22 protein-coding genes are annotated in these 21,446 nt (G+C 64.9%); 10 read left to right on the forward strand and 12 right to left on the reverse strand.

Annotated features, from left to right (window positions below):
* Positions 1-48: 48 nt before the first annotated feature.
* The 3 genes from JG743_RS00770 to JG743_RS00780 form a co-directional block, all read right to left on the reverse strand.
* Complete coding sequence (locus JG743_RS00770; RefSeq protein WP_202297089.1) at positions 49-294, reverse strand: DUF1127 domain-containing protein; 246 nt, start codon at positions 292-294, stop codon at positions 49-51.
* 98 nt (positions 295-392) lie between these two features.
* The gene (locus JG743_RS00775) at positions 393-929 is read right to left on the reverse strand and encodes a hypothetical protein (RefSeq protein WP_202297091.1); all 537 of its coding nucleotides are present in this window, start codon (positions 927-929) and stop codon (positions 393-395) included.
* 13 nt (positions 930-942) lie between these two features.
* On the reverse strand, positions 943-1,224 hold the full coding sequence (locus tag JG743_RS00780; RefSeq protein ID WP_202297093.1) for a DUF4242 domain-containing protein: 282 nt from the start codon (positions 1,222-1,224) through the stop codon (positions 943-945).
* Between the two features lie 203 nt (positions 1,225-1,427).
* Between JG743_RS00780 and JG743_RS00785 the strand changes: the two genes are divergently transcribed.
* Both JG743_RS00785 and JG743_RS00790 read left to right on the forward strand, forming a co-directional pair.
* The gene (locus tag JG743_RS00785) at positions 1,428-3,236 is read left to right on the forward strand and encodes a winged helix-turn-helix domain-containing protein (RefSeq protein WP_210388516.1); all 1,809 of its coding nucleotides are present in this window, start codon (positions 1,428-1,430) and stop codon (positions 3,234-3,236) included.
* A gap of 71 nt (positions 3,237-3,307) precedes the next feature.
* Positions 3,308-4,384, forward strand: coding sequence for an NAD(P)/FAD-dependent oxidoreductase (locus JG743_RS00790; RefSeq protein WP_202297104.1), 1,077 nt, complete (start codon positions 3,308-3,310; stop codon positions 4,382-4,384).
* Here JG743_RS00790 and JG743_RS00795 read toward each other — a convergent pair.
* The 3 genes from JG743_RS00795 to JG743_RS00805 all read right to left on the reverse strand — a co-directional run bounded on the left by JG743_RS00795 (position 4,378) and on the right by JG743_RS00805 (position 6,981).
* Positions 4,378-5,751, reverse strand: a complete 1,374-nt coding sequence (locus tag JG743_RS00795; RefSeq protein ID WP_202297106.1) for an amidase — start codon at positions 5,749-5,751, stop codon at positions 4,378-4,380. The genes JG743_RS00790 and JG743_RS00795 overlap by 7 nt on opposite strands.
* A 165-nt stretch (positions 5,752-5,916) precedes the next feature.
* Entirely contained in the window at positions 5,917-6,711 is a 795-nt protein-coding gene (locus JG743_RS00800; RefSeq protein ID WP_202297108.1) for a class II glutamine amidotransferase, read from the reverse strand.
* A 15-nt stretch (positions 6,712-6,726) separates the two neighbouring features.
* Positions 6,727-6,981 carry a DUF6356 family protein gene (locus JG743_RS00805; protein ID WP_202297109.1) on the reverse strand — a complete coding sequence of 85 codons (255 nt, stop codon included), beginning with the start codon at positions 6,979-6,981 and terminating at the stop codon, positions 6,727-6,729.
* A 115-nt stretch (positions 6,982-7,096) separates the two neighbouring features.
* On the opposite strand from JG743_RS00805, the gene JG743_RS00810 reads away from it, so the two are divergent.
* The 5 genes from JG743_RS00810 to JG743_RS00830 all read left to right on the forward strand — a co-directional run bounded on the left by JG743_RS00810 (position 7,097) and on the right by JG743_RS00830 (position 10,681).
* Positions 7,097-7,567, forward strand: coding sequence for an Lrp/AsnC family transcriptional regulator (locus JG743_RS00810; protein WP_202297111.1), 471 nt, complete (start codon positions 7,097-7,099; stop codon positions 7,565-7,567).
* An 84-nt stretch (positions 7,568-7,651) separates the two neighbouring features.
* Complete coding sequence (gene dut / locus JG743_RS00815) at positions 7,652-8,137, forward strand: dUTP diphosphatase (RefSeq protein WP_202297113.1); 486 nt, start codon at positions 7,652-7,654, stop codon at positions 8,135-8,137.
* The gene (locus tag JG743_RS00820) at positions 8,137-8,796 is read left to right on the forward strand and encodes an HAD family hydrolase (protein ID WP_202297115.1); all 660 of its coding nucleotides are present in this window, start codon (positions 8,137-8,139) and stop codon (positions 8,794-8,796) included. Before dut ends, JG743_RS00820 begins: the two co-directional genes overlap by 1 nt.
* 175 nt (positions 8,797-8,971) lie before the next feature.
* The gene (locus JG743_RS00825) at positions 8,972-9,799 is read left to right on the forward strand and encodes a hypothetical protein (protein ID WP_202297117.1); all 828 of its coding nucleotides are present in this window, start codon (positions 8,972-8,974) and stop codon (positions 9,797-9,799) included.
* Positions 9,800-9,877: 78 nt separating this feature from the next.
* Positions 9,878-10,681 (forward strand): isocitrate lyase/PEP mutase family protein, encoded by an 804-nt coding sequence (locus JG743_RS00830; RefSeq protein WP_202297119.1) that lies wholly within the window; start codon positions 9,878-9,880, stop codon positions 10,679-10,681.
* Positions 10,682-10,693: 12 nt separating this feature from the next.
* On the opposite strand, the gene JG743_RS00835 is transcribed toward JG743_RS00830, so the two are convergent.
* Together JG743_RS00835 and JG743_RS00840 are read right to left on the reverse strand one after the other, a co-directional pair.
* Positions 10,694-11,389: a sulfate transporter family protein gene (locus JG743_RS00835; RefSeq protein ID WP_202297121.1), complete on the reverse strand. Its 696-nt coding sequence runs from the start codon at positions 11,387-11,389 to the stop codon at positions 10,694-10,696.
* A 64-nt stretch (positions 11,390-11,453) separates the two neighbouring features.
* Positions 11,454-12,356: a DMT family transporter gene (locus JG743_RS00840; protein WP_202297123.1), complete on the reverse strand. Its 903-nt coding sequence runs from the start codon at positions 12,354-12,356 to the stop codon at positions 11,454-11,456.
* A 277-nt stretch (positions 12,357-12,633) separates the two neighbouring features.
* On the opposite strand from JG743_RS00840, the gene JG743_RS00845 reads away from it, so the two are divergent.
* From JG743_RS00845 to JG743_RS00855, 3 genes are all read left to right on the forward strand, one after another.
* Entirely contained in the window at positions 12,634-13,626 is a 993-nt protein-coding gene (locus JG743_RS00845) for an adenosine kinase (RefSeq protein ID WP_202297125.1), read from the forward strand.
* A 333-nt stretch (positions 13,627-13,959) separates the two neighbouring features.
* The gene (locus JG743_RS00850; RefSeq protein WP_202302363.1) at positions 13,960-14,694 is read left to right on the forward strand and encodes an antitoxin Xre/MbcA/ParS-like domain-containing protein; all 735 of its coding nucleotides are present in this window, start codon (positions 13,960-13,962) and stop codon (positions 14,692-14,694) included.
* A gap of 373 nt (positions 14,695-15,067) precedes the next feature.
* Positions 15,068-16,192, forward strand: coding sequence for a porin (locus tag JG743_RS00855; protein ID WP_202297126.1), 1,125 nt, complete (start codon positions 15,068-15,070; stop codon positions 16,190-16,192).
* 57 nt (positions 16,193-16,249) lie between these two features.
* Here JG743_RS00855 and JG743_RS00860 read toward each other — a convergent pair whose 3' ends face one another.
* The 4 genes from JG743_RS00860 to JG743_RS00875 form a co-directional block, all read right to left on the reverse strand.
* The gene (locus JG743_RS00860; protein ID WP_202297128.1) at positions 16,250-16,441 is read right to left on the reverse strand and encodes a hypothetical protein; all 192 of its coding nucleotides are present in this window, start codon (positions 16,439-16,441) and stop codon (positions 16,250-16,252) included.
* Between the two features lie 114 nt (positions 16,442-16,555).
* Positions 16,556-17,650: a sensor domain-containing diguanylate cyclase gene (locus JG743_RS00865; protein ID WP_202297130.1), complete on the reverse strand. Its 1,095-nt coding sequence runs from the start codon at positions 17,648-17,650 to the stop codon at positions 16,556-16,558.
* Positions 17,651-17,782: 132 nt separating this feature from the next.
* A complete protein-coding gene (locus JG743_RS00870; RefSeq protein ID WP_202297132.1) occupies positions 17,783-20,062 on the reverse strand; it encodes an NADP-dependent malic enzyme in 2,280 nt (759 codons plus the stop codon).
* A 147-nt stretch (positions 20,063-20,209) separates the two neighbouring features.
* Positions 20,210-21,406, reverse strand: a complete 1,197-nt coding sequence (locus JG743_RS00875; RefSeq protein ID WP_202297134.1) for a glycosyltransferase — start codon at positions 21,404-21,406, stop codon at positions 20,210-20,212.
* Positions 21,407-21,446 lie beyond the last annotated feature (40 nt).

A 21,446-nucleotide genomic window follows, 5' to 3' on the forward strand; every position in this document is an offset into this window, starting at 1 on the left:
GATCGGTTCCGCACCGAGAAGCCGCCACCGGCTAGGAGCCGCAGTCCGTCAGATCCCAGTTTGATCGCTGTACTGCCTGCCGAAGCTGGTGGCTAACCGGATCTCCAGGCGGCTGATGCCGATATCGCGCAACAGGTAGTCCGGCAATTCGTCGAGCAGCGCCCGGTTCCTGCGGACGCGTACGATGCGAGCGACGGCATTGAGGCCGGCGCGACACTTTTCGTTGGCCGTGACGAAGAAGCGCCAGCCGATCGGCCTGTCGACCGCGAACTTCAGTTCGGTGAGGGATGACATTGGTCGTGGTTCCTTCTGTTTGAACGATGGAAGATCGGGAGGGCCATGCAATGACCCTCCCGTGAGATGCCGACATGAAATGCCGGGTGTCGGCTGCGTCAGGACTGGTCGTTGGCGCAGCTCACATAGGGGTTCCAGTCTGCGAACATGCCGGCCGGATTGTGCCGCCAGTGCCAGACATGGAGTTCGTAGTAGGGATCCACCGGGTGGACACCCACCGTCGTCTTGCGCTGGAGGGTGCGCCCGAGGAATTCGGGAACGCCCTTCTGCTTCCAGTCTTTCTCGAAGACGATGTATTCCATGCCGACGAGCTGCATGGAGCCATCCGGCTCCGGCTCGTAGGTCAGCACGTCCGGCTCGCCGAGCACCAGCCTGCCGTCGCCGGCACGGCCGGGGTTGATGAAGTGGACCCCCATCGTGCCGTGCTCGTCATGCGTCGTGCATTCGAAGAGCTGCTGGTAGCCCTCGGCCTTGGCGACCTCGATGTTGAAGTATTTGGCCGCCATTTCCCGCGAGCGGTTGAGCACCGCATCCGGCTTGTCATGGGCATCCGCGGTGCCGCAGGCGGACGCGGAGGCCCAGATGGCGCCGGACAACGCCGTGCCGAGGACGAGATTTGCGAAGAGTTTAACCACCCGTCCCTCCCCGTCAGGCGCTGGCGTGCGCCGTCGTCGGATCGAACAGGCGTTTCACCTGCGTGATCTTGGTGGCCGGGAAGCCGCTGATCTTGGCGTGGCGCTGGATGATCGCCTCGTCCTTGGCGAGATAGACGCAGAAGGTCTTGTCGTCGGTGACGAACGACTCCACCCACTGGATGTCCGGGCCGAGTTCGGCAAGCACGGCGTTCGAGGCCTTGGACGCATCGCGAAGCTGCTCGCGCTCGAAAGTGCCGACCTTGGGAATGTCCCGTTCGATGATGTACTTCTGCATTTTCGTAGTCTCCTCATCTTGGGTTCAAATGCCGGCGGGCGGCCGACCAGGTCGCTGCCGGTGACATGCCTGGGGTGGCTGAGCTAAAGTGCCTTTTGGCTCGCCAGGCAGGGGAAGAATGACAGGAGGGGCGGCCGACAGTCCTTACGCCGCGCTTATCTTCTCCTGATCCTTTGCCCATTGTCGTTGGAGGAATGCTGCCGATGGGGGTCTATTGCTTCGGCGACTTCGAGCTGAACGAGGAATCCCGCGCCCTTCGTCTCGCCGGCAAGGAGGTTGAGGCGCAGCCCCTGGTCTTCGATTTCCTCGCCGTTCTGTTGCGGAATCAGGACCGGGCCCTGAGCAAGGACGAATTGATCGAAACGCTGTGGCCGGGCGTCACGGTGACGGAGGCTTCGCTGCAGCGCGTGGCGAGCCTCGCCCGCAGCATCCTTCGCCAGGGCGGCATGGAAACGGCGCTGCGCAACCTGCCCCGGTTCGGCTACCGCATCTTCCTGGATTCGCCTGCCGTTTCGGAACGGCGGCCCAGCCCGCCCGACCCATCAAGCGCGCAGCCTCGCCCCGGGCCGCGAATCCTCGCCGCGCGAACGGCGGTCGCGGCCAGAAAATGGCACGAGGCCGCGGCTTCATTCGCCGAAGCCGATGCCTGCGACGAGCTGCTCACCGCCGATCTCGAGGAATGGGCGCTGGCGCTGGAATGCATGGGACGCCCGTCCGAGGCCATCGCGCCGCTGACACGGGCGGTGACGGCCTATGGCGTGGCCGGAGAGCGCCTGCGCGCGGCTACGCCGGCAATCGCGCTCGCACGGATCCACTTGGAGAGAGGAGAGCTCGCGGTCGCCAGCGGGTGGCACAAGCGCGCGGCCGCGTTGATCGGCACCGCCACCGACAGCCGCGAGCACGGGCTCTGGTGCTGGATGGGATCGCGCATCAGGGGCGCGGAAGCCGAGCCGGAGCAGGCGCTCGCCTTCGCCGAGCAGGCCTGCGTGGTCGGCAAGCACCTCGAGGATCCGGTGGTGGAGTCGCTCGGGCTGATCTATCGCGGCTTTTTCAAGCTTTGCCTCGGAGAAACCAAATCCGGTCTGGAAGATCAGGATTTCGCCGCCGCGCTCGGCCTGTCGAGCGACGTCGATCCGGTCGTCGGCGGCATCCTCTATTGCAACGTGCTTTGGGCCTGCCGGAATTTCGGCGACTGGGCGAGAGCCAACCAATGGACCCTGGGCTACGAAGACTGGTGCAGGGGACACGGGCTTGAGGACCTGTCTGGCTCGTGCCGGCTGCATCGGGCCGAGGTGCTCGGCGTGCTCGGCACGCTGAAGGAAGCGGAAGCGCTGGTGCGCGCTGCCCTCGACCAGCTTGCGCTCGATGCGCCGTGGGCGACCGGCGATGCGCTGCGCGTCCTCGGCGACATCCATCTTGCCGCCGGCGATTTCGCCGAGGCGGAAACGGCCTATCGAGCGTCCCATGCCGCGGGCTGGGATCCACAGCCGGGCCTGGCACTGCTGCAGCTCGAACTGGGACAGGCGGAAGCCGCCTTCGCCGCGCTCGAGCGGTCGCTGATCGGCGCGGCCTGGCCGACCCTGCAGCGCCGGGGGCTTGTTCTCGCCACGCTGGCAAAGGTCGCGGCACGGACGGATCGACCGGAGCGCGCCAGGGAGGCCATCACCGAATTGGAGACCCAGCCGCAGCGCTGGCCGATGGCGTCGATCCGGGCGCACACGGCGGAAGCCAAGGCCGAGCTTTTCACCCGGGAAGGCCGGCTGGCCGAGGCCGTTGGCGAGCTGCAAGCCGCATGCTCGCGCTGGAGCGAGATCGGTTCGGCAATCAATGCCGCCAACGCGCGGCTGTCGCTCGCGGCACTGCTCATTCACCTGGGCGATCGCATCGGCGCCGAACTGGAGCTCGGCACGGTGCTAACGGTCGCGAAGAAGGTCGACTCGCCACGGCTCATGCGGCGATATGAAGAGCTGAAGGGGCAGCTCGCCGGCGCGAAGAGAGAGGCACTGGGCTAGCGCATAGAGTTCCTTCCCGCTTGAGGTTGGATCGATGCGATGGCATGACGGGAAATCCCACGGAGCCCGGCATGAGCAGTGCGAAGGAAGTCATCGTCATCGGCGCCGGCATCATCGGCGCCTCGATCGCCTGGCATCTGGCGAAAGCCGGGGCGCGGGTGACGGTCGTCTCAGAAAGCGGTGCCGGCGGCGTAGCGACGCCGAATTCCTTCGCCTGGATCAACGCCAGCTGGGGCAATCCCGAGACCTATTTCCGGCTGCGCCGGCGCGCCATGGCCGAATGGACAAGGCTGGCAGACGACCTGCCCGGCCTGCCGCTCGCCTGGTGCGGCGGCCTGTGCTGGGACATGCCGACGGACGAGCAGGAGGCTTACGCGGCCGGGCATTCTTCCTGGGGCTACGGCATCGAGCGCGTCGGTCGTGATCAGGTGGCTCGTATCGAGCCCAATCTCGCCGAGCTTCCGGATCTTGCGCTTTACATCGCCGAGGAAGGCGTGGCCGAGCCGGTTGCCGCCACAAGCGCATTGCTGGCCGATGCCGAGCGGCGCGGGGCGCGCATCGTCACCGGAAAGACTGTCATCGCCCTGACGCGGTCCGGCGGCAAGGTCACGGGCGTGGAGATGTCCGGCGAGCGCCATGCCGCCGACGAGGTGGTGATCGCGGCCGGCACCGGCGCGCCGGCGATCGCCGAAACAGTCGGGGTCAAGCTGCCGATCGAAACACCGCCCGGCCTTATCGTCCATTCGCGTCCCTACACAAAAATGCTCAACGGGCTGGTGCTGGCCGACCGGCTGCACATGCGGCAAACGGCCGAGGGACGGATCATTGCCGGCTCGGATTTCGGCGGCGCCGATCCGGGCGAGGATGCGGATGCCACCGCGCACGAGCTGTTCGCTGCGACGAAGACGATGCTGCGCGGCGGCGAGGGGCTGGAGCTCGATTTCCACACGGTCGGCTACCGGCCGACCCCGGTCGACGGCTTCCCGATCATCGGCCGCGCCGAAGGGGCGGACGGGCTCTATGTCGCCGTCATGCATTCCGGCATCACGCTGGCGCCCGCGGTCGGCCTTTTTGCCGCCCGCGAAATCCTCGACGGCGAGCGTGATGCGCTGCTGGCGCCCTATGGGCTGAACCGCTTCGCTCAATAGCCAGGCGGCCGGCGAAAGCCGCCACTGAGCGGCGCCATCGCAGCGGCAATGCCGAGCAGCCGCGATTCCGACCAGCGCCTGCCGATCAGCTGCAAACCAATGGGCAGGCCCTCGCTGTCGTACCCGCTGGGTATCGCGACTGCCGGATGGCCGGAATAGTTGAACACCGCGCCGTAGGCCGGCAGCGTCCAATAGCTTTCGTGCTTGCCATTGACCTCGATCGCCGTTCCCGGCGCGCAATGCGGGAAGGCGGTGGTCATCGCGGCCGGGCAGAGCAATGCATCGCAGCTTTCGAAGAACCTGTCCCAGGCGAGAATCGAGCGGTCGCGCCGGGCGAGCGCCGCGAACCAGCGCGAGACAGGCGTCGGCTGGTCCGGCGGTTCCGGCTGCGCGGCCTCCAGCATCATGCCGATCAGCGCGCCGCCTTCGGCGAGATCGTCATGCAGGTCGAGCCTGGGCAGTTTTGCCTCCTCGACCGTGGTGCCGGCAGCTTGCAATTGCCTCGCCAGGCTCCCGGCGGCGGCCCTGATCCCGGCGGCGACCGGAAAGCCTGGGAAGACAGGCGCGACGGCAATGCGCAGCGATTTGAGGTCGAGCTTCGGCATCGCCTCGACCGGCACCGGGGCAAGGTCGGTGTCCATTCCGTCCGGGCCGGCGATGATCCTGTAGATCAGCGCCAGATCCTCGGCGCTGCGCGCCAGCGGTCCGAGGCATGACATCAGCCGCACGCTGCGCGCGGCACCGCCGGGATCGGGAAAGGCACCGGCCAGCGAAACGCGATGCTCGGTCGGTTTCAGCCCGTAGACGCCGCAGAAGGCGGCCGGCAGCCGGATCGAATCCTGGAGGTCGGTGCCGACCTCGAACGGAGTCATGCCGGCGGCAACCGCCGCCGCCGCGCCGCCGCTGGAGCCGCCAGCAGTGCGCGACCCATTCCAGGGGTTGCCGGTGCGGCCGAACAGCGGATTGTCCGATTGCCAGTCGCCCAGCATGGTCGCGACATTGGTCTTACCGATCAGCACGCCGCCGGCGGCCTTGAGCCGCACAACGACCGGGCTGTCCGCCTTCGCTACATAGTCGGCAAAGGGCGGGAAGCCGACCGTGGTCTTCATGCCCGCTGTTTCGTGCGTGTCCTTCAGCGTGAAGGGCACGCCGTGCAGCGGACCAAGCGCTTCGCCGCGCGCCAGCGCAACGTCCGCCTGCCTGGCACGCTCACGAGCCCCTTCCCTGTCGAGCGTGACGACCGCGTTGACCGCCCCGTTGAGCCTGTCGATCTGCGCCAGATGCGCATCCAGCGTCTCTAGCGCCGAGATTTTTCGTGTCGCGATCGCGGCGGCGAGGTCGATGGTCGAGGAAAAGGCTATGTCCATGGCGAATGCTCCGGCTTGGCCGCGCTCTTCCCTGAAATGGCGGACTGCGGCGTGGCTTCAAGCCAAGTTCAGCATCCGGGGATTGATTATGCTTGATCGGGATTGCTCCGCCGAAGTCGGCTGAGGGGGCGCGAAAGGAATGCGGGCTAAACCTGCTTCCTTGGGTCAGCCGACCAGCGCAAGCTTGGTCGCCGGCGCGAACGGCCGGATGCTCATGCCTTCGCGGGTCATGGTGACGAAACTCGACGGTGGGATCGCCTGCCAGTCGCCGCCTTCGCGGTCGAAGGGCTCGGAGACGATGCAACGGCCGCCATTGCGGAAGACGGAGGTATAGAGCGTCGGGGCATGATCGTCGGTGGCGTAGCGCACGGCGTGCAGCGCCTGGCCATCCGAGAAGGCGGCGGTGAGCTTCAGGGCCGGCTCGAGTCCAGCGCGGCGCGAGGCTTCCAGCACGCGACTGGTAGCGCGCGACGCCGCGCCTTGCGGGTCGTCGGACAGTCCTTCGTCGATCATGAGGAGGAAGAAGAGCTCGGAATCGGTGGTGCCCTCGCGCTGGTCGAAGACGGCGTCGGAGAGCGAATTCTCCAGCGCGCGGCGGATCTTCTCGAAGCCGCCGATCTGGCCGTTATGCATGAACGACCAGCGGCCGGAGATGAACGGATGGCAGTTCATGCGGCTGGTGGCGCCGCCGGTCGAGGCACGCACATGGGCGAGGAACAGGCCGGATTTGATCTGCCGGCACAGGCTCTTCAGATTGGGATCCGACCAGGCCGGCAGGATATCGCGATAAAGCCCGGGCTCAGGCCGGTCGCCGTACCAGGCAAGGCCGAAGCCGTCACCATTGGTCGGCGACTTCGCCTCCTGGGCACAATGACTCTGCGCGATCAGCGAGTGGCAGGGCGCCGTGACGATGTCTTCCAGGAAGACCGCTTCACCAAAATAGGCCGCCCACCGGCACATCGCCTTCCACCGTTGCTAGGCGCGGTCCATGAGAGCCTGAGGCTCCTTGACCGCGTGTGAGCCTCTGTTGTGCGTCCGCTCATAGAGTTCGCGAACGATCCGGCTGGCCGTAGTCTCGAACAAAAACGGCAAGAAAGCGTGAACAAACGCGGCGCCGGCGGCGAGCGACAGGCGGGAGCAGAACCACGCGGCGAAGGCCATGTGACTGAAATAGGTCTCGCCCACCTTGGCCGGGTGAGCGGTGAACAGCGTCGCAAACCGTGTCGTCATGGTGATCCCTCCTGCCGGGATGAGCCCCGATGCTGAGTATCATGCCAGCAGTCGAAGGTTCATCGGTCCCAAATTGTCCTTGCAGATGGCGACATTTTGGGACATTCATCCCAACATGAAATCGGAAATCGATGAAATCGATCGAAGATTGCTGGCGGAGCTGCAACGCGACGGCACGCTGTCGGTCGACCAGCTTTCGGAGCGGGTGGCGCTGTCGCGCAACGCCTGCTGGCGGCGGGTCAAGCGGCTGGAGGAGGATGGCGTCATCACCGGGCGCGTGGCGCTGGTCGACGCCGACAAGCTCGGGCTCGGCCTTTCGGTGTTTATCCTGGTCCGCACCTCCAACCACGATCCGGACTGGCTGGGGAAATTCCGCGCGGCGGTGACCGTTTTTCCCGAGATCACCGGCGTCTACCGCATGTCCGGCGACCTCGACTATGTGCTGAGAGCCCGCGTCGCCGACGTGAAGGCCTATGACCGGCTCTACCAGCGGCTGATCGCCAAGGTGGCGCTGTCGGACGTATCGGCCTCCTTCGTCATGGAGGAGATCAAGGAGACGACGGTCGTGCCGGTGGAACTGCGCTGAGGAGGAACTGCCTTCAAAGAAAGGCGTTGATAGCGTTGCGGCCGGGTTGACCTTTCCGGCACTCACGCCGATAGGAATGTGCTCATGCGCACAGCTGTCTATCCTTCCTCCGTCATCGGCCCCTCCGTCGGTTTCGTCAGGCTTCCGCATGGCGAAGGCCTGCCGCTGCCGGCCTATGAAAGCTCGGGTGCCGCCGGCATGGACCTGCGCGCAGCGGTGCCAGATGATCGGCCGTTGCTGATCCTGCCCGGAAAACGCGCGCTGGTGCCGACCGGGCTGATCCTGGAAATCCCGGAAGGCATGGAAGGTCAGGTCAGGCCACGTTCCGGCCTTGCCTTCAAGCACGGGCTGACCTGCCTCAACACGCCCGGCACCATCGACAGCGATTATCGCGGCGAGGTGAAGGTGCTGCTGGTCAACCTCGGCGACGAGGATTTCGCGGTGACGCGCGGCATGCGCATCGCCCAGATCGTCTTTGCCGCTGTGACGCAGGTGGCGATCGAGGAGCGCTCGCTCGCCGGCGGCACCGCGCGCGGCTCCGGCGGGTTCGGGTCGACCGGCACGGCGTGATGTCTGCACCAAAGCTGGTTATCTTCGACTGCGACGGGGTCCTGGTCGACACCGAGAACCTTGCCAACCGGCGCCTTGCCGAATGGCTGAGCGGCGCGGGCTTCGCCACCACCTTCGAATACTGCCGCAAGCATTTCTCAGGCCGCAGCATGGCCTCGGTGCAGAAAGAGATCGAAGCGGCGACCGACGTCAGGCTCGGCGCCGATTTCGTCGATCGGTGGAATGCCGGCCTGCCCGACCTATTCGCGCATGGCGTCGAGGCGATCCCGCATGTGCGTGAGTTCATCGAGAAGGTCCGCGGCGCCGGCATCGCCTACTGCGTCGCCTCCTCGGCGCGGGTGTCGAAGATGCACATCACGCTCGGCCAGACCGGGCTGCTGCCGCTGTTCGAGCACGCGATGTTTTCCTCGACAATGGTCGGGCGCGGCAAACCGTTTCCGGACCTGTTCCTTTACGCGGCAAAAACGATGGGCTTCGCGCCGGCCGACTGCATCGTCATCGAGGACAGTGTCGCCGGTACCCAGGCAGGCATCGCCGCCGGCATGCGCGTCTTCTCCTACCACGCCGACCCCTATTCCGACCCGCACGACCTGGAAGAAGCCGGCGGCATCCTGTTCGACGACATGCGCGAACTGGCCGGGTTGGTGCCGATCTCGTGAACCGGCCTTGAGGCCCGGCTGCGCGCTTCGAAACTCCGCGCTGGAGTGGTTCATCGGTTCATCGAAAAGCAGAGCCACTCCAACTTTTGTTTCGCCGCGATTCCGGGCGGAAAACCGCTTCACACTTTTCCTGAATTTGCTCTAGCGTACGCTCTCTCGAGGGGCGCCCGCACATATGATCTCCATTTTGTTTCGTTTCATTCTCGCTTGCCTGCTCTTGCCCTGGCTTTGGGCGACGGCAGACGCGCAGACCGCCAGCTTCCCGGAGATGAGCAGCGCCGTTCCTGGCCATCAGGACGTCACCTATCTCGACCTTGCCAACATGCTCATTCCGGTTCTCGCCGACACTTCGCCGATCAAGATCCGTCCCATCCTCGGTGACGATTACCACGAGGCGCCGCCTTCGACCGGCGACCTGTCGAGCGCCGCCGTGCTCGATATCAAAGCCGGCGGCAAGGAACGGCTGACGATGCTGTTCGACCTCGGACAAGCCTCCGATAGCGCCGAAGGCTTCGCGCTGCTGGCGCTCTATGATCTCGCCGGCAAGCCTAAACTGCTCGATGCGGTCAATGTCGCCACCGACCGGATCACCTTTTTCCGCGAACCGGCCAGGCTTGCGATCGGCGCCGGCGATGATGCCGTCGTCACCACGAGCACGCATTTCAATTCGAGCCAGGGCTATGTCAGCACGTTGCTGCTCATGGTCCGCAACGACCGCTTCAAGCTGGTCGACACAATCGACACGTTCGATGAAAACTACTGCGGCTACAAGCGGACGCAGGATCTTGCCTTCAAGACGCTCCCGGAGGGCCGCCTCTATGCGGCGATCAAGGCGACGGTCACCGACGCCACGGTGCCGGGCGAAGGCTGCGAGGACGAGCAGCCCAAGGCTTCGTCGCACAAGATCTCCGTGACCTACCGTTGGAGCAAGAAAGCGTCGCGCTACGTTCCGAACTCCAAGGCGTTCGAGCGCCTGTCAGCAGAGAACGCCAAACGCTTCTGAACCAACCGCATTCGTTTGCCCGGTTGAATTCGGCGCGATAGACTCCGCCTCAAAAGTCCACACATGAGGGAAGCATCCATGGACAAGGGCAAGATCTTTCGCGACCTTCACGCTTCGACCTTCGTCATGCCCAACCCCTGGGACATCGGCACGACGAAGCTTCTCGCCTCCTTCGGATTCAAGGCGCTGGCGACGACCAGCGCCGGCTTTGCCTTTTCGCGCGGCCTGCCGGACGGCGCGGTGACGTTCGACGCGATGATCCATCATTGCCGCGAGGTGACGGCGGCGACCGCTCTGCCGGTCTCGGCCGACCTCGAGCGCGGCAAGGGCGACAGCCCCGAACAGGCGGCAGAGACCATTTTCGCGGCCGAGGCGGCAGGCCTGGCCGGCTGCTCGATCGAGGACCACACCGGCGATCCGGATAAGCCGATCTACGAGTTTTCGCACGCCGTCGAACGCGTCGCCGCCGCAGTCGAGGCGGCGCGGGCGCTGAAGCATGATTTCGTCTTCACCGCGCGGGCCGAGAATTTCCTCTGGGGCAAGTCCGACCTGGACGACACGATCAAGCGGCTGCAGGCCTTCGAGCAGGCCGGAGCCGACGTGCTCTACGCGCCGGGCTTGAGCGACGTCGAGACGGTGCGAATCGTCTGCTCGTCGGTGCAGAAGCCGGTCAACGTCATGGCGCGGCCGGGCTTCACCGTCGCCGACCTCGCCCAAGCCGGCGGCAAGCGCATCTCGCTCGGGCCGTGGCTCACCAATTTCGCCTTCGGCATGCTGGAGACTGCGGCGCGCGAGATCCAGCAGGACGGCACGTTCGGCTTCACCCGCGCCGCAATGCCGTTCGGCAAGCTGCAAGCCCTGTTCGGCAAGCCCGGCGAATGACGACAGGATAAGTTACGGCTTTTCCCGCACTGATACCGCCTTGTGCAGATGCACCATCATGGCGGCGGCAAAGAGCGGCGTCAAAAGGTTGAGGACCGGCACGGCAAGGACGGCGGCGATGACCAGGCCGGCCAGGAACACCGTGCCGGCATGTTTCCTGCGCAGCGCCTTGGCCTCTGCCTCCGGGCGGAAGCGCATGGCGGCGAATTCGAAGAACTCGCGCCCGAGCAGATAGCCGTTGACGATGAAGAAGGCGGCGATGTTGACGCCCGGCACCAGGAGCAGCAGCAAGGCGACGATGTTGCCGAGGACAACGACGCCGAAGAATTTCATCGCCAGCACGAGCGAGTGCAACGCCGGCACCGGACGGCCGGGCGGATCGTCCGGATAGTCGGTGCGCTCCACCACTTCGGCGACGTCATCGAGGAACAGACCAGCAATGATCGCCGTCACCGGCGCTATGAGCAGCGCCATGCCCATCGCCAGGATGATGCCGGCGACGATGGCGCCCAGCCATCCAGCCCAGGACGGTAGGCCGGGAAGAAGCGAATGCAGCCATGGCCAGGCCAGCCATTCGAGCAGGCTCTCGATGCCGAACCACAGCGCCACCAGGGCCAATAGGGTCAGCCCAATCGTCTTGAGGAAGACGGAGCGGAATTCGGGCGAGAACAGCCGGCTGGCGGCGGCGCGGGCGGCGTCGAGGATCACGGTGTCTCCAACCCCTCATGGACAAGGACGCTTCCGAGATAGGCAGCCTTGTCGAGCAGCGCAACTATTGCGCAAGTTTCGCCTGCCGGGCGGGGATGGTCATCGCCGCGACGCCGACGACGACAAAGGCCATGCCGAGCCAGGCCGTCGGACCGAGGCTCTCGCCGAGGAAGACGGCGCCGATGCCGACGCCGATCGGCACGCGCAGGTAGGCCTGCGAGGTGGTGCCGACCGAGCCCAGCGTGTGGATGAGGCGGAAGAAGATCGTGAAGGCGAGCGCGGTGGAAAAGACCGAAAGCCCGATCAGGGCGAGGATCGACGCCGTCGATGGCGAAAGCGTCCAGGGCCGGTCGAAGACGAGGCTCAAGGGGATCAGGATCGCGGCGCCGCAGATCATCGAGCCGGCCGCCGGCAGCATCGGGTCGAGGCCCCTGAAGTTGCGTCCGAAAATGGCGGCGCCGGCGTAGCTGACGGTGGCGGCAACGACGGCAAGCTGCGCCCAGAGCTGATGGCCAAGGCCGCCGAGCGCCTCGGTGCCGACGATGAGGCAGATGCCGGCGATCCCGGCGCCGACGCCAACCAGCTTGCGCAGCGTCACCGGCTCGTGGCGGGTAATCAGCGCGGTCAGCAGGAAGGTGAAGATCGGCGAGGTGGCGTTGAGGATGGTGGCGAGGCCGGCATCGATGGAGCGCTCTGCGGCGGCGATCAGCGTGAAGGGCACGACGCTGTTCAGACAGGCCTGGAAGGCGAAGCGGCGCCAGGTTGCGGCGTCCCTCGGCATGGCGAGGCCGCGCCAGCGGATGATGGCCAGCAGGATGGCGCCGGCGATCAAGGTGCGGGCGGCGATGAAGGTCACCGGCGGGATCGTCTCGACGCCGACCTTGATAAAGGTATAGGACGCACCCCACAGCACCGCCAGCACGGCAAGCAGCGCCAGTTCGGTTGTCATGTCGGTCTTTGCGGGCATTGCCGGTTCGCGCTCTTCAGAAACTTCGATCGGATCGCTTCTAGCCGACGATTGAACGGAGATGTTTCGATCCGGAAGCAACCATAGCCGCCATCGTCGCGGCCGATATGGTCCAGTTCGATGCGATGGCTGCAGCAGCCGACGAACAATCGCGGCCATTGGCCGGCGCCGCGGAGCCCGATACCGATTTTCGGGGTAGGCAAAAGGCCGGCAACTCGCTAGACCCGCGCCCGGCCGGCGTGGCAGAAAGCCGGCAAGTTTCGAGGCGGAGAGATTGATGCCGGATTATGACGTGCTTTGCATCGGCAATGCCATTGTCGATATCATCGCCCAGTGCGACGACGCTTTCCTCGAGACCAACGGCATCATCAAGGGCGCGATGAACCTGATCGACACCAGGCGCGCCGAACTGCTCTACAGCCGCATGGGCCCGGCGATCGAAGCCTCCGGCGGCAGCGCCGGCAACACGGCGGCGGGCGTTGCAAGCTTCGGCGGCCGCGCCGCCTTCTTCGGCAAGGTCTCCAACGACCCGCTCGGCGAAATCTACACCCACGACATCCAGGCCCAGGGCGTCGCCTTCGACACCAAGCCGCTAAAGGGCCAGCCGCCGACGGCGCGATCGATGATCTTCGTCACGCCGGACGGCGAGCGTTCGATGAACACCTATCTCGGCGCCTGCGTCGAGCTCGGGCCGGAAGATGTCGAGGCTGACAAGGCATCGGGCGCCGCGGTCACCTATTTCGAGGGCTATCTGTGGGATCCGCCGCGCGCCAAGGAAGCGATCCGGCAAACGGCAAGGCTGGCGCACGAAGCCGGGCGCGAAGTGTCGATGACATTGTCGGATTCCTTCTGCGTCGACCGCTACCGCGACGAGTTCCTCGACCTGATGCGCTCGGGCACCGTCGACATCGTCTTCGCCAACAGCCACGAGATCAAATCGCTCTACCAGACCTCATCCTTCGAGGACGCGCTGGAAGCGATCCGCAAGGATTGCAAGATCGCCGCCGTCACCCGCTCCGAAAAGGGCTCGGTCATCGTGCGTGGCGACGAGACCGTCACCATCAACGCGACGACGATCCGCGAACTGGTCGACACGACCGGCGCCGGCGACCTCTATGCCGCCGGCTTTCTCTACGGTTACACTGCGGGACGCAGCCTGAAGGATTGCGGCAACCTCGGCTCGCTGGCGGCCGGGCTGGTGATCCAGCAGGTCGGGCCGCGCCCGCGGCAGAATTTGCGCAGCGCGGCCCAGCTGGCGGGGTTGCTGTAGGAGCAGGGCGTATCAGGACCGCCTTGCCGGGCCTCCTGCCACGGCCTCCCCGGCGTTCGCGTGTTTTGATCTTGCCAGCGGCGCGATGAATTTCGCTTTCGGCGAAACCGACCGCTCGCCTGTCGTGCGCCTGTCATAGAGCGCACTTACACGCAATTTGAGGCGTCTCGCGACTGACATTTCGGGACGCGCTCAATCGGTTGGGGTGTTAGATGGAAGACAGCAACCTGTCAGGTCGCTGTGTTTGTCGTTGTTGCCATTTCCGCTTCCTGCTGTAGCCATTTCAATCGGCCGCAGCTGGGGAGGAGCGCGCGTGGCCCACAAGACAGATACATGACCAGATTTCAAAATCCGACGGATGGGATATCGCAGGATGCCCTGGCGGGCCTCGTGGCCGAGGCGGTGCAACAGGCGCTGATCCAGCATGGCGTCGTTCTTGACGCAAAGACCCTGAGTTCAACCAGCGCCTTTGCCGGCAATGTTGCCGCAAGCCTGCCTTTCCTTCCGCAGGCACAGAGGCTCGCGATTGGCTCTTTCAAGGGCGAATGGAGCGCCCTGGCTTCGGAGTTGGTCCACGCTATGGCGGCCGCACAGCGCGACGCGGCGAATACCTCGGATGACAGCGCTGCTTTGGCATCGGCAATCGTCGACCGGAAATCCGCTTCCGTCGACCCGCGCGAGCGAACCAACGATCTACAATCGGTGCTGATCGAGGATTGGGCAGGCGAAGTCGCAGGGTCGACCTATCTGGAAGAGAATTTCCGCATTGCGCGCTCGACTCTGCATCGCTGGCAAAGGCGAAACGAGGTCATTGCCCTGCGCAAGGGCGGCCGCAAGCATGTCTTCCCGCTCGCCCAGTTCGTCGACGGCAGGCCGGCCGCGGGGATCAGCGAGGTGCTGGCGGTGATCGCCAATCCGAGACTGGCCTGGTTCTGGCTGACCCGCCCTTCGCCCGATCTCGATGGTCGTACTCCCCTTGAAATGCTCAAGCACGACAGAGTGCGCGAAGTCATGCTGGCCGCACGCGACTTTTCGTCGGCCAGCAGGCCCAGCGGCCCGCAAGCTTGATTTTTTTCTTTAAATCAATCGGCTGAGCAACAATAGCCGCCTCTTGAATTGGTCGGCTAATGGTATTTCATGGAATAGTCATAGTTGGATTTATCTCAGGTTGCGCCAATTTAGAGGCACGTTTCGTTTGTACAACTTGTGCCGTTTGTGCCGAATTCGACAATTTATTCGTGGTATTTACGCAACAATACTTTTCGAAGATTCCAAAAGCCGCTTTTACGACACAATCTCTGTTGAAGCGCGCTGAGGCATGGGCCATGTGGAGAGCGAAGAAGCGTCGCGATGCGCGTCTTTTTCAACCGTGGGGACGGGGGCGGCATCGCTGCCCTTCAAGAGATCAAACCCGTTTAACTTTTGACTGGAGATTCAGAAAATGAACATCAAGAGCCTTCTTCTCGGCTCAGCTGCGGCCCTGATCGCAGTTTCCGGCGCGCGCGCCGCCGACGCGGTCGTCGTCGCCGAGCCGGAACCGGCCGAATACGTCAAGATCTGCGACGTCTACGGCGCCGGCTACTTCTACATCCCCGGCACCGAAACCTGTCTGCGCATCGGCGGCTATGTCCGCTATGACATCGGCGCTGGCGATGTCGGTTCGTTCGATGGTGCGCTCGCTACGGACCGCCAGGACGGCGATGTCCAGGACACCTGGAAGAAGAATGCCCGCTTCACCTTCAAGACCTGGACCGGCCAGGAAACCGAACTCGGCACCTTGAAGACCTACACCGAAATGCGCTTCAACTTCGGCAACTCCGCAACCAGCAATTCAGCTGGCGACAAGGGCGTCTCGGTGAAATTTGCCTGGATCCAGCTCGGTGGTCTCCGTGTCGGTAAGGACGAATCGGCATTCGATTCGTTCATCGGCTACGCCGGCGCCGTCATCCAGGACACCCTGGTTCCCTACGGCGATTTCGACACCAACGTCGTTCAGTACTACTTCGACGCCGGCAACGGCTTCTCGGCGGTGGTCTCGCTCGAAGAAGGCTCTGGCGCGGTTGGCACGATCGACAGCTATGTTCCGCATGTCGTCGGCGGCGTGAAGTACACGCAGGGCTGGGGCGCCATCACCGGCGTCGTTGCTTACGACAGCAACTACGAAGAAGTGGCCGGCAAGGTGCGCCTGGACGTCAAGCCGATGGACAACCTGTCGCTGTTCATCATGGGCGGCTACGGCACCGACGACAATCTCAACGACGACGCCGGCAACTTCATCGACGCACACGGTCGCGGCTTCTACAAGCAGTGGAGCGGCAACTGGGCAATCTGGGGCGGTGGTACCTATACCATCAACGAGAAGACCTCGTTCAACGCCCAGCTCTCCTATGACGAAGGCAAGAACTTCGGCGTCGCGGCGAACATTGCCTATGAAATCGTCAAGGGTCTCAAGATCACGGCCGAAGTCGACTATCTGCATGTCGGCGAAGACACCGTCACCAACTGGACCAAAGCCGACAAGGAAAACAGCATCGGCGGCATCCTCCGCTTCCAGCGCTCGTTCTGATCGGTCCTACAATCTCGAAAGAAGGGCCCGCGGCTATGCGCCGCGGGCCTTTTCGTTTCAACTCAACCCGACCTGCCGCAGGGCCGAATAGACCCGCTGGCGCAGATCGTGCGGCTCCTGGCCGACGACCGAGTCGAACGAGGCGACCGTCAGCCCCTGGTCCATGCGCCTGGCCTCAGTGACGACGGCCTTGGCTTCCTCCGGGCGCCCGAGCGCGACGAGGGCGACGGCGAGGGCCAATCTAGACAAGGTCTCGCGCGCATTGAGCGCCGTGGCGGGCGGTGGCCTCGGCGGCGGCAAAATCGTCCAGCCAATAGTGGCAGGATCCTATCCGTGCTGTTCGATGGACGCGGGCCGTCGAAGCTATGCGATGCGACGCTGGCGGCGCGACGGCTGGCCGGCCTCGGATTGCTGCAGCACCAACTGGTCGGAGGTGACCAGCCGGCCACGGCCTTCCTTCTTGCCGACATACATCAGCCGATCGGCGAGCGCGACAAGCGCGTCGGGATCGGCCGCTTCCGTCGGATAGATCGCAACGCCGACGGTGCAGCCGACCTGGATGTCGCCGCTCGGGGCGGGAACCTTGATGCGCAGCCTTTCCAGCACGCGCTCCGCGACGCGCACCGCCTTCTCCCTGGCCTGGTCCGGCTTGCCCGCAAACAGGAAGGCAAACTCGTCGCCGCCGAGACGCGCGACGAAATCGGCGCTGCGCAGGATCGCGCGAAGCTTGTCCGAGACGCGCTGCAGCAGCGCATCGCCGGCCTCGTGGCCAAGCGTGTCGTTGACCTCCTTGAAGCGGTCGAGGTCGATGAACAGCAGACCTGCCGCGTCGCCGGTGGCGGCGCAGCGGCCGATCACCGATTTGAGCTCGTTGTGGAAGGCACGCCGGTTGGGCAGATCGGTCAAGAGATCATGGTTGGCCGAATGGTCGCTCTGCTGCTTGGCCAGCTCGATCTCACGCTTTTGCGCCGACAGTTCCTCGTTGGCAGCCTTGAGGTCGAGCAGCAGCTGGGCGTTGAGGTCCTCGACGACCTTGCGGTCGCTGATGTCGACGACGAAACCTTCCAGGAATTCGAGCCCGCCGGCCTCGTCCCAGACGCCGCCGCCGATCTCGCGGACCCAGAGCGGCTCGCCAACCCGCGGTACGATGCGGTAGTCGACATTCCAGTTGCAGCGCGCCTCGAGCGCGGTGTCCACGGCGGCATAGACGGCGGCGAGGTCATCCGGGTGGATGGCCGAGACGTAGTCGCGCACCGCATTATGGATGAAATCGCTCGGCCGATAGCCGCTGACGGTGAAGATACCGTCGCTGATGTAGAGCATCGTGTAGGACTGGTCGTTGCGGCAGCGGTAGAGATAGCCGTCCATGCGACCGGTGATGCTGAGCAGCGCGTCCAGCCGCTCGTCGTGGTGGACCCCCTGGCCGACCACGGATGCAGAAACCCCGTCATGCTTCATGGCCGCACCCCCAAGTTAGCGGTCTGAGCGCGCCGTAGATGCCGGTACGGCAAGTCGGCAAGAGGGGTTCTATATCAGCTGAATATTATCAATCTGTTATGGCCTGGACGCCGACCGGGCGCGCGTCCGCCTTTAATTCCCCGCCGTGTAGGCGGCGATCGCCGCCATGTTGACGATGTCCGAATCCTTGGCGTTCAGCGAGACGATCTGCACCGGCTTGTTGAGGCCGACCAACAGCGGGCCGATGACGGTCGAGCCGCCGAGCTCCTGCAGCATCTTGGTCGAGATCGAGGCCGAGTGGAACGCCGGCATGATCAGCACGTTGGCCGGGCCGGTCAGCCGGATGAAGGGATACTGCGCCATGGCGCGGGCATTCAGCGCCACGTCGGCCGCCATCTCGCCGTCATATTCGAAATCGACGCGGCGCTTGTCGAGGATGCGCACCGCCTCCTGGACGCGCTCGGAGCGCTCGCCCTGCGGGTGGCCGAAGGTCGAATAGGCAAGCATGGCGAGCCTCGGCTCATAGCCCATGCGGCGGGCGAAGCCGGCCGCCTCCTCGGCGATGTCGGCGATCTGCTCGGCGTTGGGCATATCGTGCACGGCGGTGTCGGCGACGACGACCGTACGGCCCCTGGCCAGCACGATCGAGACGCCGATGACGCGGTGGCCGGGCTTGGCGTCGATGACGCGGCGGATGTCGTCGAGCGCGGTGGAATAGTTGCGGGTGACGCCGGTGACGATGCCGTCGGCATCGCCCAGCGCCACCATGCAGGCGGCGAAATGGTTGCGGTCGTTGTTGATCAGCCGTTGGCAGTCGCGGAACAGAAAACCCTTCCGCTGCATGCGCTCGTAGAGATAGTCGGTGTAGATGCCGTTGCGGCGCGACAGCCTGGCATTGATGATCTCGATGCCCTGCTTGTTGAGCTCGATGCCGGCGTGCTTGGCGTTCTCCTTGATGACGTCGTCGCGGCCAAGCAGGATGGCGGTGCCGAGATTCTGGTTCACATAGGAGACGGCGGCGCGCATCACCTGCTCCTCCTCGCCCTCGGCGAAGACGATGCGCTTGGGCTGGCGGCGCACGCGGTCGTAGATGCGCTGCAGCGTGGAGGCGATCGGATCGCGGCGGGCGGAAAGTTCCTGCGCGTAGCGGCCGAGGTCGAGGATCGGCTTGCGGGCGACGCCGGATTCCATCGCGGCCTTGGCCACGGCGAGCGGGATGGCGGCGATCAGGCGCGGGTCGAACGGCACCGGGATGATGTAGTTGGGGCCGAATTTCGGCCGGTTGCCCTGATAGGCGGCGGCGACATCGTCGGGCACGTCCTTGCGCGCCAGCTCGGCCAGCGCGCGCGCCGCGGCGATCTTCATCTCGTCGTTGATGGTGGTGGCCCGGACATCCAGCGCGCCGCGGAAGATGTAGGGGAAGCCCAGCACATTGTTGACCTGGTTCGGATAATCCGAGCGGCCTGTCGCCATGATGGCGTCGGTGCGGATCTCGGCCACTTCCTCAGGCGTGATCTCGGGGTCCGGATTGGCCATGGCGAAGATGATCGGGTTCTTGGCCATCGACTGCACCATTTTGGTGGTCAGCGCGCCCTTGGCCGAGAGGCCGAGGAATACATCAGCGCCGTCGAGCGCCTCGGCCAGCGAACGCGCCTCTGTCTTGACGGCATGCGCCGACTTCCATTGGTTCATACCTTCGGTGCGGCCTTGGAAGACGACACCCTTGGTGTCGCACAGGATGATGTTCTCCGGAGAAAAGCCCATCGCCTTCATCAGTTCGATGCAGGCGATGCCGGCGGCGCCGGCGCCGTTGCAGACCATCTTCGTGGTCTTCATGTCGCGGCCGGTGATCTCGAGCGCGTTGATCAGGCCGGCGGCGGAGATGATGGCGGTGCCGTGCTGGTCGTCGTGGAAGACGGGGATGTCCATCAATTCGCGCAGCCGCTGCTCGATGATGAAGCATTCCGGCGCCTTGATGTCTTCCAGATTGATGCCGCCGAAGGACGGGCCGAGGAAGCGCACGCAGTTGATGAACTCGTCGGCATCCTCGGTGTCGACCTCGAGGTCGATGGAATCGACGTCGGCGAAGCGCTTGAACAGCACCGCCTTGCCTTCCATCACCGGCTTGGAGGCGAGCGCGCCGAGGTTGCCGAGGCCGAGGATGGCGGTGCCGTTGGAGATGACGGCGACCATGTTGCCGCGCGTCGTGTAGTCGAAGGCACGGCTCGGATCCTCGGCGATGGCGCGGACGGGAACGGCGACACCCGGCGAATAGGCGAGGCTGAGGTCGCGCTGCGTCGCCATCGGCTTGGTGGCGACGATCTCCAGCTTGCCCGGCCGTCCCATGGCGTGGAATTCGAGCGCCTCCTGCGCGCTGACGGAGGGGCCACTGCTTTCGGTTTTCCTGGCCATGATGCTCTTGATTTCCTCACCGGTGCGGCACCCTTGAGATGGACGCCATGTTTTTTTGTGAGCTTCCGGCTTAAGGCCACACGCCGCCGCTGTAAACCGCCAAGCGTCGGGCAAACGCTGTTCCTGCGCCGGGCGGAGCGACTTCGATCAGGCGCCTTCGGGCAAGGGTGCGAGCGCTGCCAGCTCGCGCGCATGCTGGCTGGCCGGCGCCCATCGCCGCAGCGAGGTGGTGCCCGGAAACGGCCAATGCGAGAGCGGCGGCTCCTTGCTGCCCATGCGCCTGTAGAGCTCCGACAGGAAATCGATGAGCTCCAGCCGCTGCGCCCGCACCTTCGCCAGCGTGCGGTTGCGGATCTCCTCGCGCGGGATGGCGCGGTCGCGCAGCGTCTCGACGGCGCGGCGGATCGCTGCCGGATCCGGCTCGGCCATCAGGCAATAGTCCGGGTCGAAATAGACGTCGCGACCGCCGAGGTTGGGCGTGCTGACGACCGGCAGCCCGGCCATCAGATATTCCATGCTGGCGCACATGGCTCCTTCGCTCGCCGACAGGCAGAGCCCGACCGCGGCCTGGTTGTAGACGCGATTGACCTCTTGCGGCGACAGCCTTCCGGTCATGCCGTCGGCAATCGGATTGGCGATCCGGTGAAGCGGCGACTGCGCCTGCAGGCGGCGGATGAAGGCGCGCGCGCCGGCGGGCGGCAATTCGCCGATCGAAACGGCGATATGGACCAGCCTTTCGATGTCGAATGCAAGGTAATGCCGCTTGGTGTGCGAGATGCGGCCGTTGTAGACGGCGTCGAATTCGACGGGAACGTCCGGCAGCGGCCGAAACACGTCCTCCGACACCATCAGATTGTGATTGGAGAAGATCGCGGTGCCGCCAACACCGGTGATCAGGCGACGTTCTTCCTCGGTATTGCAGAGGAAGATGATTTCGTGCTGCGGAAAGCGCGCGCCGTACCACGCGAGGTCCTTGCCCAGCTGTTCGATGACGGCCGGCCGCCTTTCCAGGGTCCAGCTCGGCATAAGAAGGAATGCGGCCCGCCGCGAAGCCAGGCGCCGGCCGAGGACGGCGACGGAACAGAGCGGACGTGGCCCGCCAATTGGCGTGTAAAGGACCAGCGGATCGCGATTGACCACATAGAGGGCAACCTTGATCCCGCCGTCGAGACCGGAGAGAGGGCCCTTGACCGGAAGCAGGAAAGGAGCCCGCTTCTGCGTTGAGAGCCTGAGCTTGCCCGCCGTCCGGTTGGCGCGTCGCGCGGCCTTGAGCCACAGGCGCTCGAATGGCGAGCTGATCGGCCCGACCATCTCCTCGAATGTCTCGTGCCCGTCCTTGTCCAAGCCCACAATCCGCCACTGACCTCGGACGATCTTTATGTCG

This window comes from Mesorhizobium sp. 131-2-1, assembly GCF_016756535.1.
Taxonomy (GTDB): Bacteria; Pseudomonadota; Alphaproteobacteria; order Rhizobiales; family Rhizobiaceae; genus Mesorhizobium.